Annotated in this window: 12 protein-coding genes; all 12 read right to left on the bottom strand. The window is 43.2% G+C overall.

Annotation, left to right across the window (positions count from 1 at the left end; translation table 11 throughout):
• Positions 1 to 18 precede the first annotated feature (18 nt).
• Positions 19 to 1353, bottom strand: a complete 1335-nt coding sequence (gene ftsA, locus M2448_RS01860) for a cell division protein FtsA (protein WP_280644572.1) — start codon at positions 1351 to 1353, stop codon at positions 19 to 21.
• Between the two features lie 55 nt (positions 1354 to 1408).
• Complete coding sequence (locus tag M2448_RS01855) at positions 1409 to 2143, bottom strand: hypothetical protein (protein ID WP_280644571.1); 735 nt, start codon at positions 2141 to 2143, stop codon at positions 1409 to 1411.
• A complete protein-coding gene (murC, locus tag M2448_RS01850; RefSeq protein ID WP_280644570.1) occupies positions 2140 to 3513 on the bottom strand; it encodes a UDP-N-acetylmuramate--L-alanine ligase in 1374 nt (457 codons plus the stop codon). The genes M2448_RS01855 and murC overlap by 4 nt, the downstream gene beginning before the upstream one ends.
• Positions 3514 to 4623: an undecaprenyldiphospho-muramoylpentapeptide beta-N-acetylglucosaminyltransferase gene (gene murG, locus M2448_RS01845; protein ID WP_280644569.1), complete on the bottom strand. Its 1110-nt coding sequence runs from the start codon at positions 4621 to 4623 to the stop codon at positions 3514 to 3516. It abuts the gene before it with no gap.
• Complete coding sequence (locus M2448_RS01840) at positions 4610 to 5866, bottom strand: FtsW/RodA/SpoVE family cell cycle protein (RefSeq protein WP_280644568.1); 1257 nt, start codon at positions 5864 to 5866, stop codon at positions 4610 to 4612. Before M2448_RS01840 ends, murG begins: the two co-directional genes overlap by 14 nt.
• Before the next feature lie 66 nt (positions 5867 to 5932).
• Positions 5933 to 7267: a UDP-N-acetylmuramoyl-L-alanine--D-glutamate ligase gene (murD, locus tag M2448_RS01835; RefSeq protein ID WP_280644662.1), complete on the bottom strand. Its 1335-nt coding sequence runs from the start codon at positions 7265 to 7267 to the stop codon at positions 5933 to 5935.
• A gap of 122 nt (positions 7268 to 7389) precedes the next feature.
• Positions 7390 to 8652 (bottom strand): phospho-N-acetylmuramoyl-pentapeptide-transferase, encoded by a 1263-nt coding sequence (mraY, locus tag M2448_RS01830; protein WP_280644567.1) that lies wholly within the window; start codon positions 8650 to 8652, stop codon positions 7390 to 7392.
• 19 nt (positions 8653 to 8671) lie between these two features.
• The gene (locus M2448_RS01825; RefSeq protein ID WP_280644566.1) at positions 8672 to 10123 is read right to left on the bottom strand and encodes a UDP-N-acetylmuramoyl-L-alanyl-D-glutamate--2,6-diaminopimelate ligase; all 1452 of its coding nucleotides are present in this window, start codon (positions 10121 to 10123) and stop codon (positions 8672 to 8674) included.
• Between the two features lie 13 nt (positions 10124 to 10136).
• On the bottom strand, positions 10137 to 12344 hold the full coding sequence (locus tag M2448_RS01820; protein ID WP_280644565.1) for a penicillin-binding protein: 2208 nt from the start codon (positions 12342 to 12344) through the stop codon (positions 10137 to 10139).
• Positions 12345 to 12366: 22 nt separating this feature from the next.
• Positions 12367 to 12693: an FtsL-like putative cell division protein gene (locus M2448_RS01815; RefSeq protein WP_280644564.1), complete on the bottom strand. Its 327-nt coding sequence runs from the start codon at positions 12691 to 12693 to the stop codon at positions 12367 to 12369.
• A 27-nt stretch (positions 12694 to 12720) separates the two neighbouring features.
• On the bottom strand, positions 12721 to 13632 hold the full coding sequence (rsmH, locus tag M2448_RS01810) for a 16S rRNA (cytosine(1402)-N(4))-methyltransferase RsmH (protein WP_280644563.1): 912 nt from the start codon (positions 13630 to 13632) through the stop codon (positions 12721 to 12723).
• A gap of 5 nt (positions 13633 to 13637) precedes the next feature.
• The gene (locus tag M2448_RS01805) at positions 13638 to 14099 is read right to left on the bottom strand and encodes a division/cell wall cluster transcriptional repressor MraZ (protein WP_280644562.1); all 462 of its coding nucleotides are present in this window, start codon (positions 14097 to 14099) and stop codon (positions 13638 to 13640) included.
• Between the last annotated feature and the right edge of the window lie 122 nt (positions 14100 to 14221).

Genomic DNA, 14221 nt, shown 5'->3' with positions numbered 1-14221 from the left:
CTTTGAGTTTGTTTGTTCTTATTCTTCGTCGTTAAACATTGTTCCTCCGAAATTCTGTATCTTTTCGAAGAATCCAAAAAGGGTAGTTTGTTTGCTGTCCTTTTGTTTTTTCTGCTTCTTTTGCTTTTTTGTTTCCGGTTCATCATCATCTTCCGGCTCATCTGCTCTGGTAGTAACCGGAGGTGTGTAAACAGGTTGTTCTTGTACAACAGGCTCGGCTACTTCTTTCTTTTCGCAATTTTCGTTTGCAAACAGAAGAAGGCTCAATGCCTGTGTATATGCCGGATTTTGTAACAGCTCGGCAGCATTATTGATATATACGCGCTTAGCAATGGCACGTTTTACACTCATTTGCGATTTCTCGGCCAGATGATCTACCAGTCCGTTCATCTGTGATGCCGCACCCATAATAATGATTCCGGCATCGAGCTGATCTCCGTAATCCGATTCTTTGATCTGATTAATGACATTCAGTATAATTTCGTCCTGACGCAGTTGTATTACCTTGTTCAGTTCCCTGAGGTCTACTTCGGGTGCAAGGTCATTAGCCGGCTTGTTCTTGTCTTTGCCTAGTTTACCGTAACGTACTTTATATGTTTCTGCTGAATCGAAAACGAATCCCAATTCCTGTACATCTTTTGTGATGGTGCGTCCACCGAACGGTACAACGCTCATATATCGCAATAGCCCACCTTTATATACTGACAGGGTAGTAGTTCCCGCCCCGAAATCCACGAGGGCGCATCCTGCCTGCCTGTCGTGTTCATCGAGCACTAACGCTCCGGCTGCTACCGGCCCGACGATGTATCCGGCTATTTCTATTCCGGCTTTATCTGTAATGCTTTTTGTCAGGTTTGTTTTTATATTGGGACGACCTATTACCAAGCGATAATGACCTTCTATACTAGAGGCCACTTTGTCGATAGGATCGTCCTGATATTTTCCGTCCAGAAAATATTCGGGAGCAAGCACACTGTAATTGGTAAAGAAATCGGGCTTGTTCAGTTTTGCCTGTTGTTCCATATTATCGAGAACGGCAAAAGTGATCGGCGTAACGCCATCCAGCATTTTTGTTTCGGTATGCTCTACGGCACGCAGCGATTTGCCGGCAATAGATACATAAGCCTTTCCTATCTTCTTACCCGTTTTGTTTTCGAGCATGCTGATAAGCTTCTTTATCTTACCTGCCGCTTCATCTATATTATAAATAACCCCATACTTTACACACGAATCGGAAGGTACACTTTCCGATGCAAGTATGGAAATCACACCTTGTTCATTCTTACGTCCCAGCACTCCTGTTATTTTGGATGTACCGAGATCGATACCTACTATAAAGCCAGCTTGTTCCATATATTTTATCTTTTTAGGCCGGTCTTAACTCACCGGCTGTAAAAACTCCATTCTATTAACGTCTTGTACAAACAACTTGTTTGTCAAATTTTAAATTTATGACGGAATATTTATTCCATCCTGTTTCGTTCAAAGCATTTTCGTAGAAGGTCATCATTTTGTCCAGCCTCTCTTTGTATCCGTCCAGATTTCCGAGTATGATCTGATGTTCGCCTACACGGGGTATCAGCTTGATATCCTTATTGGGGAGGACTATTATTTGCTCTATTTGTGCATTCCAGAATTTATCGTCTTGCAAAAATAGTGCAAATTTATATAAATCCGTCTTTGCAAAGTCCTCTTTTATCGCCCCTGTAGCTACAGGGAGGTATGCGGTAAAGCGTTTCGACAGAGGCATTTTGTTCCCGTCATTGTCTATATAATAGTTTTCTCCGGTATTGCTGATAACTCTCAGTATCGGCTTGCGCTCTTCTATAGACGCTTTAATAGCGCCATTATTCGTTACATATACATCCGCCTTTTTTACCAGTTGGTTTTTCAGTATAGCTTCTTCTATGGCGTTAGTATTTATATCTCCGATTTGTTTACCTGTAGGATCGAGTCCCTGCTCCTTTATAAATTTCGCTATATCATCGGTATCGACAAACTGGTCGTTTGGCGTACTATTTTTTACTTCTACTTCAAATCGGTTGCATAAGCCATCTTTGGGCTTACCCTGAAAGTAGAAAGCCGCAAATATCAGATAGCCCGCAAGCAGGCAGATTCCGGTGATGACTAATATTTTTTTCATTGTTGCTTTTGTATTAATAGTTCGCGTATAGGCTCCAGCAACCGGTCGATATCGCCCGCCCCGATAGTCAATAGGACTTCGATATCCTGCTTATTATCCAATAAAGATAATAATTCTTCCTTGTTACACAATGTCTTAGGACAGGTAACCTCATCGAATATAATTCTGGAAGTGACACCTTCTATCGGTTTTTCCCTTGCAGGATAAATGTCGAGCAGAATCAGCTCGTCAAGCAAAGACAGGCTTCGTGCAAATTCGGGAGCGAAGTCTCTTGTCCTTGTATATAGGTGAGGCTGAAATATTCCCGTCACTTTCCGGTCAGGGTACAATTCTTTTACCGATGTAATGCTAGCTGCCAGTTCTTCGGGATGATGGGCATAGTCGTCTATCATCACTATCTTGTCCGTTTTCAACAGAAAATCGAATCTGCGCTTTGCTCCCTGAAAGGTAGCCATCCCATGACGCAGTTCATCGGCTGTAGCTCCATTGAGCCATGCCAGTGCCATAGAGCCAATTCCGTTCTCTATATTGATTTTTACAGGTACACCGAGTTGGATATTATCTATTTTTCCGGTCGGAGTAATAAAATCGAAACGGATTTCGCCATTACCTATTTTTATATTTTCGGCATGGAAATCGCCCTTGTCCATAGAGTAGGTATATACCCGCACGTCTTTGCCTGTTTTGGGCGAAAGCTTTGTATTGTGCTTCATTACCAACGCGCCGCCGGATTGAATGAGGGATGTAAAATGTTCGAAGCTTTTCAGGTATTCCTCTTCTGTGCCATAAATGTCCAGATGGTCGGGATCGACAGAGGTGATCAATGCCATGTATGGATGCAACCAATGGAACGAACGGTCATACTCGTCAGCTTCAATAACTGTAAACTCACTCTTGTCAGATAGCAGCAGATTGCTACTGTAATTCTTTAGTATGCCGCCGAGAAAAGCATTACAATCGAGATGCGACTGTTTCAGTATATGAGCCAGCATGCTCGATGTCGTGGTTTTTCCATGTGTGCCGGCACAGCAGAGGGCTTTACTCGATTTGGTGATTGTTCCTAATACCTGCGCCCGTTTCTGCATGGGAAAGCCATTTTCCCTGAAATACTTTACTTCCTCATTTTCGGACGGAACGGCGGGAGTATATACAATCAATGTACTGTTTTTATCTTTACAATAATCGGGGATAAGGCTCACATCGTCTGTGTAATGAATGTCTGCTCCTTCCTTAACGAGTTCTTTTGTTAATAGCGTTTCGGTACGGTCATAGCCGGCTACTTTCTTGCCTTTCGACATGAAGTAACGGGCAAGGTTACTCATACCTATACCACCTATTCCCAAAAAGTATATCGATTGTATATTGTCCATTTATTTTTCTTTTATCAGTTTTAGTGCTTCATCTACAATCCGGTTTGCCGAATCGGGGAGAGCCATTTTAGATATATTTTCCGACAGTGCTTGCAATTTGCTGTCATCATGGATTACTTCCAAAGCTGTAGTTACCAGATTGTCGGCTGCATCATCGTCCCTGATAAGGATAGCTGCATCTTTTTTCACAAGAGCCATTGCGTTCTTTGTCTGGTGGTCTTCCGATACATTCGGCGAAGGTACCAGTATAGTCGGCTTAGCCAGCAGGCTCAGTTCAGAGATAGAACTGGCTCCGGCTCTGGAAATTACCAGATCGGCAGCTTTGTATGCCAGATCCATGCGGGCAATGAACTCATGGACATGGATGTTATCAGGATTGCCTTTGCTCGCCATATCCATATTCAGTTCGAACGAATATATTTTGCCACATTGCCAGATCAGTTGTATATCGGATGATGCAATGGCGTCGATGGAGGTGAAAATGCTCTTATTCAATGTTCGTGAGCCCAGACTGCCTCCAATGAGCAAGATTGTTTTCTTATTCGGGTCGAGACTGAACTCCTTGTATGCTTCTTCCTTTGTTATGGTCGGCGAAAATAATTCTTGCCGAACCGGATTCCCCGTTAGTACGATTTTATCTTTCGGAAAAAATTTCTCCATGCCTTCGTATGCCACGCATATAGAGGCAGCTTTCTTCGACAGGAATTTATTTGTAATACCGGCATAAGAATTCTGCTCCTGAATAAGTGTAGGTATGCGCATACGGCTGGCCTGATAAAGTGTAGGGCCACTGGCATATCCTCCTACTCCGATCACTATATCGGGATTAAATTCCTTTATTATCCGTTTCACCTTTACTAGAGCTTTATTGAATTTCCATACTGTAGAAAAATTTTTGAACGGATTTTTTCTGTTGAGCCCTGAAATGTCGAGTCCGATAATCTCATAGCCGGCAGCAGGTACTTTGTCCATTTCCATACGACCTTCTGCTCCTACAAAAAGTATTTGAGAATCGGGATAACGCTCTTTTATTGTGTTTGCTATCGCTATAGCAGGAAACACATGACCACCGGTTCCGCCTCCACTTATTATTACCTTAAGCTGTTTCATTCTCTGTTGTATTATCGAACGTTTCAAAATCTACATTTGCAATACTCTCATCCACATCTTCATGGTCGGAGTCGTTTAGTTTTGAAGAACAAGCCAGAATTATACCAAAATAGGCGCACGTAATAATGGTGGATGTCCCTCCGCGGCTAACCAGAGGCAACGGCTGACCTGTAACCGGTATCAGATTTACGGCTACAGCCATATTCGCAAGAGCTTGTATAGTGAGTATAAGGCCTGCTCCCAGAATCAGGTAGCGCGGAAACTTCTTTTCGCACTTGGATGCAAGTGTTCCGCACCGGATCATAAGAACAACGTATAGCATGAGAGTAAACAGGCCTCCTAAGAGTCCCATTTCTTCGAGAATAATAGCAAAAATAAAGTCGGAATAGGCCTGTGGAAGAAAGTCGCGCTCAGTCCCGCTACCGGGCAGGCCGATAACGCCTCCGTTGGCGATGGCTATCTTGGCATGCGATACCTGATAGTTTTCATCTGTTATTTTGTAAGCAATAGAGCCATCTTCGTTGACATCGTTAATTGATATTTTTCCTTCTCCCGAATGCCTTTCTATACGGTTTTTCCAAGTGGCAAGGCGTCCGGGCAGATACTTGTCGGCAATGTCGTCGGGCAGCATGGTAAGACTACCGAGTAGAAGAACGATGGCGGCAATACCGGCTAATGCTACTGTTCCCAGTTTTTTGATGCTGACCTGTCCGATAAACATCATCAGAAAACATACACCGAACAACAGGCAGGCTGTCGACAGGTTTTCGGGGGCAATGAGCAGGCAAAGTACGGCTACACCTATGATAAGAGTTTTAAATATCCAACTTTCATTATCCGGCTTCATTTTACTGAGGAAGAAGGCGACAAAACCGATGGCTGATATTTTAGCAAATTCGGACGGTTGTATAGTGAATGCTCCTATGCCAAGCCAACGCTGAGCCCCATTTACGTCTTCGCCCATAAACATGGTGATGACCAGTAATATGGCCGATATGGGTAGTCCCAGTAATAATATGGAGAAGAAGCGGCTTGGTATGCGTTGCAGGAACATGACTACAGCAAATCCGATGAGCAGAAATGCCGAGTGCCTCAGGATGGGAGCCCAATGGTTCTGTTGGCGGTATGCAATTGTACTGGTGGCGCTGAAGACTTCGAGCAATGAGATGATACACAGTGCAATGAAAATGCACCATATCACCTTATCCCCCTTAAATGCTCGTCCTAAAAAATTGAATTCCATAATAGTATATAGTTACAAGTTCAAAGAATTTCATTCATAACTTATAATTTATAACTCATAATTCATTTATAACTTTCTTACACACTCTTTAAACTGAGTTCCCCTGTCCTCATAATTCCTGAACAGGTCGAAACTCGCACAGCATGGCGACAGTAAGACTGTATCGCCTTCTTCGGCAAGTGCATATGCTTTTTTTACGGCATCTTCCATAGAAGCGGTATCTTCTATTTTCTCTATTTTGCCATCGAAAAACTTATGCAACTTACTATTATCTACACCGAGAAATACCAGTGCGCGCACTTTCTCTTTAACGAGCTGTTCTATCTCGGTATAATCATTTCCCTTATCGGTTCCACCCAGTATCAACACTACTTTGGTTTTCATGCTTTGCAGGGCATACCAGCAAGAGTTTACGTTTGTGGCCTTCGAGTCGTTTATAAACTGTATGCCTCTTACTCTGGCCACTTTCTCTAAGCGGTGTTCTACTCCCTGAAAATCACTGAGCGACTGACGGAGATTATCATCTGTTATATCCAATAGCTTGGCTGCAATGCCCGAAGCCAGTGAGTTGTACAGATTGTGAGTTCCTTCTAATGCTAATAAATCCTGTTCCATACTAAACACAGATTTAGGAGTATTAATAATTATTTTATTGTTTTCCAGATACGCGATTGCGTTCCCTGTCTTGTATTCGGCAAAGCTGTATTGCTTTCCTTTCGATACGAGTTTCTTTATTTCTTTGCTCACTACCGGGTCTTCTTCCCAAAAGATAAATGCGTCTTTTTCTGTCTGATTCTGTACGATACGCATTTTGGCATCGATATACTTCTGCATATCATGGTCGTATCTGTCCAGATGGTCGGGCGTTATATTCAGCAATATAGCTATATCAGCCTTGAATGAATACATATTTTCAAGTTGGAAGCTGCTCAGTTCCAGTACATAATAGTCAAAGTTGTCTTCGGCTACCTGACGGGCAAAGCTTCGCCCTATATTTCCGCCTAATCCTACATTTAGTCCTGCCGATTTCAGTATATGATAGATAAGGCTGGTAGTGGTGGTTTTTCCGTTGCTGCCTGTTATACAAATCATCTTTGCAGATGTATAGCGCTTGGCAAATTCCATTTCCGACAGCACAGGAATACCTTTGTCTGTCGCTTTCTGAACAAGAGGCGCATAGTTGGGGATGCCGGGACTTTTTATAATCTCGGTGGCTGCCAGTACAAGATCTTCGGTATGGCCTTTTTCTTCGTAAGGAATGCCATATTGATCAAGTTCGGCTTTATACTTGTCCTGCAAAGCACCGTTGTCGGACAAAAAGACGTCAAACCCCTTTGCCTGTGCAAGTATAGCAGAACCAACTCCGCTTTCGCCTCCTCCAAGTATGATGATCTTATTCATAAAAAGCCCCTCCAACCTCCCCATAAGGGAGGCTATTTTTATAAATGATATTTATATGTTTATAATTCATATTTTTTTACCCCCTTTCATTCCTCCCCTTTGGGGAGGTTAGGTGGGGCCTTTTATCGCATTTTTAGTGTTGCCAGCGTTATTACAGCCAGAATAATTCCCACGAGCCAGAATCGTACCACAATCTTCGATTCGGGAATAGGAGCAATTGGCTTCTGTATCTTAGCCAGTATCCCTGCATTTCCTGCTTTCTGGAAATGGTGGTGCAGAGGCGTCATTTTAAATATACGGCGCCCTTCTCCGTATTTCTTTTTGGTATATTTGAAATAAAATACCTGCATCATTACCGATATGCTTTCTACAAAGAAGATACCGCAAAGTATAGGCAGTAAGAGTTCTTTGTGAATGACAACTGCAAATACACCGATGATGCCTCCCAGTGTAAGGCTTCCCGTATCACCCATAAATACCTGTGCGGGGAAAGCATTATACCAAAGGAATCCGACTGTTGCCCCTATGAAAGCAGAAGCAAATATCACCAGTTCCTGACTGCCGGGTATAAACATAATGTTGAGGTATGAGGCAAAGCCGATGTGCCCCGATACATACGCCAATATTCCGAGCGTGACGCCTATGATGGCGGAACTGCCCGCCGCCAACCCATCGAGCCCGTCGGTGAGGTTTGCTCCGTTAGATACGGCCGTTACAATGAAAATGACAAGGATGACGAACAATACCCATGCGGCAGGTTCGGCATAGTCGCCCATAAATGATACCAGACTTTCGTAATCAAGATTATTGTTCTTTACGAAAGGAATGGTAGTCTGGGTAGATTTTACCCCTTCTTCTATATAGCTGACGCGTTCTATTTCATTGTTCTGATTGCGATACTCTATATTCTCCCTGATAATAACATCGGGACTGAGGTATAATGTTAATCCTACAATCAGTCCCAGTCCGACCTGAGCAATGATTTTGAATTTACCATGCAGCCCTTCTTTGTCTTTCTTGAAAACCTTTATGTAGTCGTCCAAGAATCCGAGTGTGCCGAGCCATACGGTTGTAATGAGCATGAGTATGATGTATATATTATCTAGTCGAGCTAAGAGCAAAACCGGAACGAGTATGGCAAGGATGATGATAATACCCCCCATCGTTGGCGTTCCTTTTTTAGTCAACTGTCCTTCCAGTCCCAGATTGCGGACAATTTCGCCTATTTGTAGTTTTTGCAGTTTGTCGATAATGCGGCGTCCGAAGATAGTCGATATCAACAATGAAAGAATGAGGGCAAATGCCGAACGGAAAGATACGTATTTGAACATACCTGCTCCGGGAAAGTCTAACTGGTCTAAATAGTCGAAAAGATAATACAACATTATTTATATCATTTATTTTTTAGCTATTGAATATATTTCTTACTACTTCGCGGTCATCGAAGTGGTGCTTCACACCTTTTACGTCCTGATAATCTTCGTGTCCTTTTCCGGCAATGAGTATTACATCACCTTCTTTAGCCAGAGTGCAGGCTGTTTTTATTGCCTGCTCGCGTTCTACTATCAGTAGAGTCTTTTTCAGTTGCTGGCTGTTCAGACCATCGGCCATGTCGTTGATAATGGCTTGTGGTTCTTCCCAACGCGGATTGTCGGATGTAAGAATTACCTGATCGCTCAGACGGACGGCTTCGCGTGCCATAATCGGGCGTTTGGTCTTATCCCTGTTTCCTCCGCAACCAACTACTGTAATAACGCGGCCGTTACCATCCAATACCTCGTGTATAGCCTCTAGTACATTCGTCAGTGCATCGGGAGTGTGCGCATAATCTACAATAGCTGTATAATTTTCGGATGAGCGTATTGTTTCGAATCGTCCCGAAACCGGCTTGAGTGTACTCAGGGTGAGCAGTGCCTGATCGGAATCCTGTCCGAGCAGTACGGTAGCACCGTAGACTGCCAGCAGGTTATATACATTAAACACTCCTACAAATTGCACCTGCATCTCTTTCCCATTGATATCTATAGCTGTTCCGTCAAAATGCTTTTCGATGATTCTTGCTTTGAAGTCGGCAAGTGAATGGACGGAATAGGTATATTGTTTTGCTTTTGTATTCTGCATCATCACCATTCCGTTCTTATCATCGACATTCGTCAGGGCGAAAGCTGTTTCTGGCAGATTATCGAAGAATGCCTTTTTGGCTTTGAGGTATTCAGCCATCGTTCCATGATAGTCGAGGTGATCCTGTGTAAGATTGGTAAATACCCCTCCTTCAAATTTTAGTCCGCTAATGCGTTTTTGGTGGATAGCGTGTGAGCTTACTTCCATAAATGCAAATTCGCATCCGGCATCTACCATTTTAGCCAGCATCTCGTTGAGCGAAATAGGATCAGGAGTAGTGTGCGTAGCGTGGAAAGCCTTTCCGTCTACATAGTTGGCTACGGTAGATAGCAGTCCTGCCTTATATCCCAGCTTACGAAACATTTCGTATAGCAGGGTAGCAGTTGTTGTTTTGCCGTTTGTTCCGGTTACGCCTACCAGTCTGAGTTTCGACGATGGGTCTCCATACCAGTGAGTAGCCATTTTTCCGGCAGCATCGGCACTGTCTTTTACCTTTACATATATTATACCTTCTTTCGAAGTGTCTATCTTTTCCTGATAGATAACGACTTTTGCACCCAGATCGAGTGCATTGTCTATATATTGATGGCCGTCTACCTGTACGCCTTTCAGCGCGATAAATGCCGAGCCCTTAACTGCTTTGCGCGAGTCGGTAAAGATACCTGTTACTTCAGTATTCTCATCTCCCTTTATTTCTACTACGTCTACGCCTTTCAGCAAATCATGTAACTTCATATCCGTATTCTTTTTAGTTTAATTCTATGGTTATTGTAGCTCCCCTTATCAGCTGGCTTCCGGCCTGTATCGACTGTTTTCTGACTTTTCCGGCGCCTATCAGATTGACTTTGAGCCCTTCGTTTTCGAGCAGGTAGATAGCATCGCGTGCTCCCATACCTATAACATTCGGAACAAGTCCTTGTTTTACCGAAGAGTTATTTTCTATACGTATGCCGTTTGTCAGCGAGTCTGTTTTGGCTTTTATCCATTCCATATTTTTACCTGACGAGACAAATGACTGATCCAGTTTTTTTAACACCAGTTCAGTATTTTTTGCAGAACCGTTTTTCACTACCGGAATAAGTGAGTTGACTGTATCTTTCGGTGCTTTTATCGGAGTCGATACCAGATTGCGCGTATAAATTCCTTCTGCAATATTTTTGAATACCTGTCCCGGCATCAGTCCGCCCGAAGGAGATCCCTGTGGCCTGCGTATGCCTACAAAACATGTGTATTGCGGCTTATCGGCAGGGAAATATCCACAAAACGATACATAATATCCTTCGTATCCGCCTCTGGCTGCGATCATGGCAGTACCTGTTTTTCCGGCTATCGGGAATAGTTCCGAATTAACGGCCTTACCTGTTCCATCAGTAACTACTCCGCGCAATATTTCTTGTACTTCGCTGAGTGTTTTTTCGGAACACAGCATTGGGTTTATGATCTCTGTCTCAAATTCCTCCTCAATTTTACCATCTTTCATGAAGGCTTTGGTGAGGTATGGTTTTATCATCTTACCATTGTTGGCTATTCCGTTATAGAACATCAACATATAGATCGGAGGGACCTGTGTTTCGTATCCGAACGACATCCAAGGCAGGGTGGTTTTCGACCAAGGGTTGCCTTTATCGTCAGGAAAACGGATTACCGATGTCCCCTCTTTTCCCTTCAACGGTACATCCCAATCTATCTTTTTGGTTAAGCCCATATCGTGGATGTGTTGCACATATTTTCGCGGATTGTCTTCGTAGCCTTTCAATATCATTTTGGCGGCAACAGTGTTCAGCGATGAGTGCATTCCCTGAGCAACTGATACATAACTTCTGTCCTGTCCTTTGCGCCAGTCGTGGTCGCGCACTGTACGGCCTTTATACTCGAATAAGCCATTTCCCACATAAAACTGATCATCGGGGCGTACAACTCCGTCTTCGAGTGCTACCATCAGGGATACGATCTTGAAAGTTGATCCCGGTTCGGACATATACGAGAATGCGTTAGGATTCCCTTCAGCATACACTCCTTCCGATACTCTGTCGAGGTTGGTAATCGCTTTTATTTCGCCTGTGGATACTTCCATTACAATGGCTACACCCGATTCGGCCTTTGTTTCAGCAAGTTTGCTGTATAATGCTTTCTCGGCTAAGTCTTGTACATCTACGTTCAATGTGGTCTTTATATCCAATCCGTCGGTAGGTTCTTCGAGTACGATGTCTATCCATCTACCCTGTACGCGCTGACGGGTTTTAAGTCCGGGCACACCTTTCAGTATCGAATCGTATTTCAGTTCCAGACCGCTGGTTCCTCCTTCGTTGAAGTCTTTATAGATAGAACCGACCGTTCTTCCAGCCAGGCGTCCGAAAGGTTTCATACGCATTGTCTTTTCTTCGGTAAACAGCCCGCTACGGTTGCTGCGCTGGTTGAAGAAAGGAAAAGTCATCAACTCTTTCAGGTCTATATAGTTGATGTCGGGGCGTATTATGCGTACATAACGGCTGCGTACTTTTACTTTTTTGTTCGAACCGCTTTCTTTATTTCTTTTTATCTCGGCTAGTTCTTTACGGCTGAGATCCCATCCGTCGAGTATTACACGCTTGTATTGTGCGGCATTGCGGTCAGGGAATTTTTTTGCCAGAGCCTGCGACAGGGGAGTGACATACTTCATCAGTGTATCTTTCTTTATCCCTTCTGCCATGAAATCGACATACACTCCGTAAAGAGGTTCGCTTGTTGCCAGTAGTCTTCCGTCGTCGGCATATATATTTCCTCTGTTGGGGCGTATCTCCCTGTCTTTTTTTACAGTTTCGAGTTTTCCCAGTTCGCGCCATTTCGATCCTTCTGCATATTTGATCTTGAAAATGCAGACGATAACGGCAATAAAAATGAAAGATAAAAGAAAGACAATCCACCCGTAACGGCTGACTGCCACATTCTTCATTGCTCCTTCAGATTTTTTCGCCATATCTTGTAATATCCTTTTTCGTTTATTTTTTGATTTTGTATGTCGGGTCTTTGGTAAGTGCGATGTCTACACCGTTTTTCTGCACGAGGTCTTCTACTTTCGATTCGCGGCTCACACCCATCAGTTCGGCCGAAATGGTAAGCGATTCGTACTTGGCATCTTTGAGTTCGCGTTGCAGGGATTCTATTTTCGCCATCTTTTCGATACAGCTGTATCTGTTGCTGATATAGAATACGATAATAATGAAAACAGTAATGATAAAACGTGCATTCTTCCAGAAAAAGTCCTCAGTGAGAACTGTTCCTCCCAGAATGTACATTATTTTCTTTTTTATGTCTTTTGCTTTCATTCCCCGTTCTTATAAAATCAGATACCGTTAAATCTTTTCTGCAATCCTCAGTTTTGCGCTTCGTGAGCGCGGGTTTCTTTCTTCTTCTTCGGTAGAAGGAACGATGACTTTATTGTTTATCAACTTGAAGGGTGTTTCAAAATTTCCGAAGAAATCCTTCTCCACTTTTCCTTCAAAGTTCCCTGTCTTAAAAAAGTTCTTCACCAGTCTGTCTTCCAGTGAATGGTATGTTATAACCACCAGTCGTCCGCCCGGTTTTAATATTTCGAGTGCCTGTTGCAGCATTTCTTTCAACACTTCCATCTCTTCGTTGACTTCGATACGCAATGCCTGAAATGCCTGAGCCAGTATTTTCTTCTCTTTTTCGCCTCTTCCCAGAAATTGAGATAAGGTATTCAGCAGATCGCCTGTTGTTTTATATGGTTTTTCCTTTCTGGTTTTCACAATGGCTGATGCTATGCGTCTCGATTGTTTTAGTTCTCCGTACAGGTAAAACACATCGGCAAGCTGCTCTTCTGTATAGCTATTCAGTATTTGCGCTGCTGTTTTTCCACCTTTGCGGTTCATCCGCATATCGAGCTTGCTGTCTTCGAAACGGAAAGAGAATCCTCTTTCTTCGTCATCGAAATGGTGTGACGAAACGCCCAGATCGGCTAATATCGCATCTACTTTATCTACTTCGTGATATTTGATAAAGTTTTTCAGAAAACGGAAATTGCTGTGGATAAAGGTGAATTTGTCGTCAGGCTGTATGTTGTTAATAGCATCTTCATCCTGATCGAATGCGTACAGATGTCCCCGCCAGCCCAATCTTGCAAGTATCTCTTTAGAATGACCGCCTCCGCCGAACGTAACATCTACGCAAATGCTGTCGGGTCTGATATTCATCCCGTCTACACTTTCGCCCAGTAGTGCCGGTATGTGATATGCCTGATCCATAATGGTTAGTCGTTTTGTGAGTCGTTGTTCATCAGCGCCTGTATGCGGCTGCTGAAATCGTCAGCCGGAATGAGCGTTTGTTCCAAAGAGTCGTTAGTCCAAATTTCGATGGTGTTGTCCACCCCTAAAAACCGCACATCAGATGTGATACCTACCATCTGACAATAACGTTTCGGGATAAGTATGCGCCCGTTGGTATCCATATCCAAACGTTCTGCATCTACTACAAATTGCCTGAACAGTGCCTGTTGTTCTTTATCCCATCTGTTCAACCGCGAACGCAGTCTTGCCACTTCTTCTTCCCATACTTGTATAGGGTAGAGGATAAGGCAGTTCTGGAATATGTCTTTTCTGAGGATCAATGTATTCTGGTCGGAAGATTGTAGAATCTTACGAAAAGCTGCCGGCACAAAAATCCTTGCTTTTGCGTCGATCTTAGCTTCTATATTTCCCAGAAATTGCAACATTAATACTTTGTTTTTTAACACTATACAATTAGCGAGGGTAAAGTTATAAAAATTATACACTTTTCCCCACTTTTCCCCACTTAAAAATGAGTAAAAAGTTATGAACCGGCTGTTGATAAGTT

The organism is Dysgonomonas sp. PF1-14 (assembly GCF_029892965.1).
Classification (GTDB): Bacteria; Bacteroidota; Bacteroidia; order Bacteroidales; family Dysgonomonadaceae; genus Dysgonomonas.
The sequence above is the reverse complement of the archived record's forward strand: the minus strand, read 5'-3'. Positions and strand labels throughout refer to the sequence as shown.

What these genes read in the sequence shown, in the direction of transcription:
- ftsA (WP_280644572.1), bottom strand. Translation starts at nt 1,353, where the DNA reads ATGGAACAAGCTGGCTTTATAGTAGGTATCGATCTCGGTACATCCAAA.
- M2448_RS01855 (WP_280644571.1), bottom strand. Translation starts at nt 2,143, where the DNA reads ATGAAAAAAATATTAGTCATCACCGGAATCTGCCTGCTTGCGGGCTAT.
- murC (WP_280644570.1), bottom strand. Translation starts at nt 3,513, where the DNA reads ATGGACAATATACAATCGATATACTTTTTGGGAATAGGTGGTATAGGT.
- murG (WP_280644569.1), bottom strand. Translation starts at nt 4,623, where the DNA reads ATGAAACAGCTTAAGGTAATAATAAGTGGAGGCGGAACCGGTGGTCAT.
- M2448_RS01840 (WP_280644568.1), bottom strand. Translation starts at nt 5,866, where the DNA reads ATGGAATTCAATTTTTTAGGACGAGCATTTAAGGGGGATAAGGTGATA.
- murD (WP_280644662.1), bottom strand. Translation starts at nt 7,267, where the DNA reads ATGAATAAGATCATCATACTTGGAGGAGGCGAAAGCGGAGTTGGTTCT.
- mraY (WP_280644567.1), bottom strand. Translation starts at nt 8,652, where the DNA reads ATGTTGTATTATCTTTTCGACTATTTAGACCAGTTAGACTTTCCCGGA.
- M2448_RS01825 (WP_280644566.1), bottom strand. Translation starts at nt 10,123, where the DNA reads ATGAAGTTACATGATTTGCTGAAAGGCGTAGACGTAGTAGAAATAAAG.
- M2448_RS01820 (WP_280644565.1), bottom strand. Translation starts at nt 12,344, where the DNA reads ATGGCGAAAAAATCTGAAGGAGCAATGAAGAATGTGGCAGTCAGCCGT.
- M2448_RS01815 (WP_280644564.1), bottom strand. Translation starts at nt 12,693, where the DNA reads ATGAAAGCAAAAGACATAAAAAAGAAAATAATGTACATTCTGGGAGGA.
- rsmH (WP_280644563.1), bottom strand. Translation starts at nt 13,632, where the DNA reads ATGGATCAGGCATATCACATACCGGCACTACTGGGCGAAAGTGTAGAC.
- M2448_RS01805 (WP_280644562.1), bottom strand. Translation starts at nt 14,099, where the DNA reads ATGTTGCAATTTCTGGGAAATATAGAAGCTAAGATCGACGCAAAAGCA.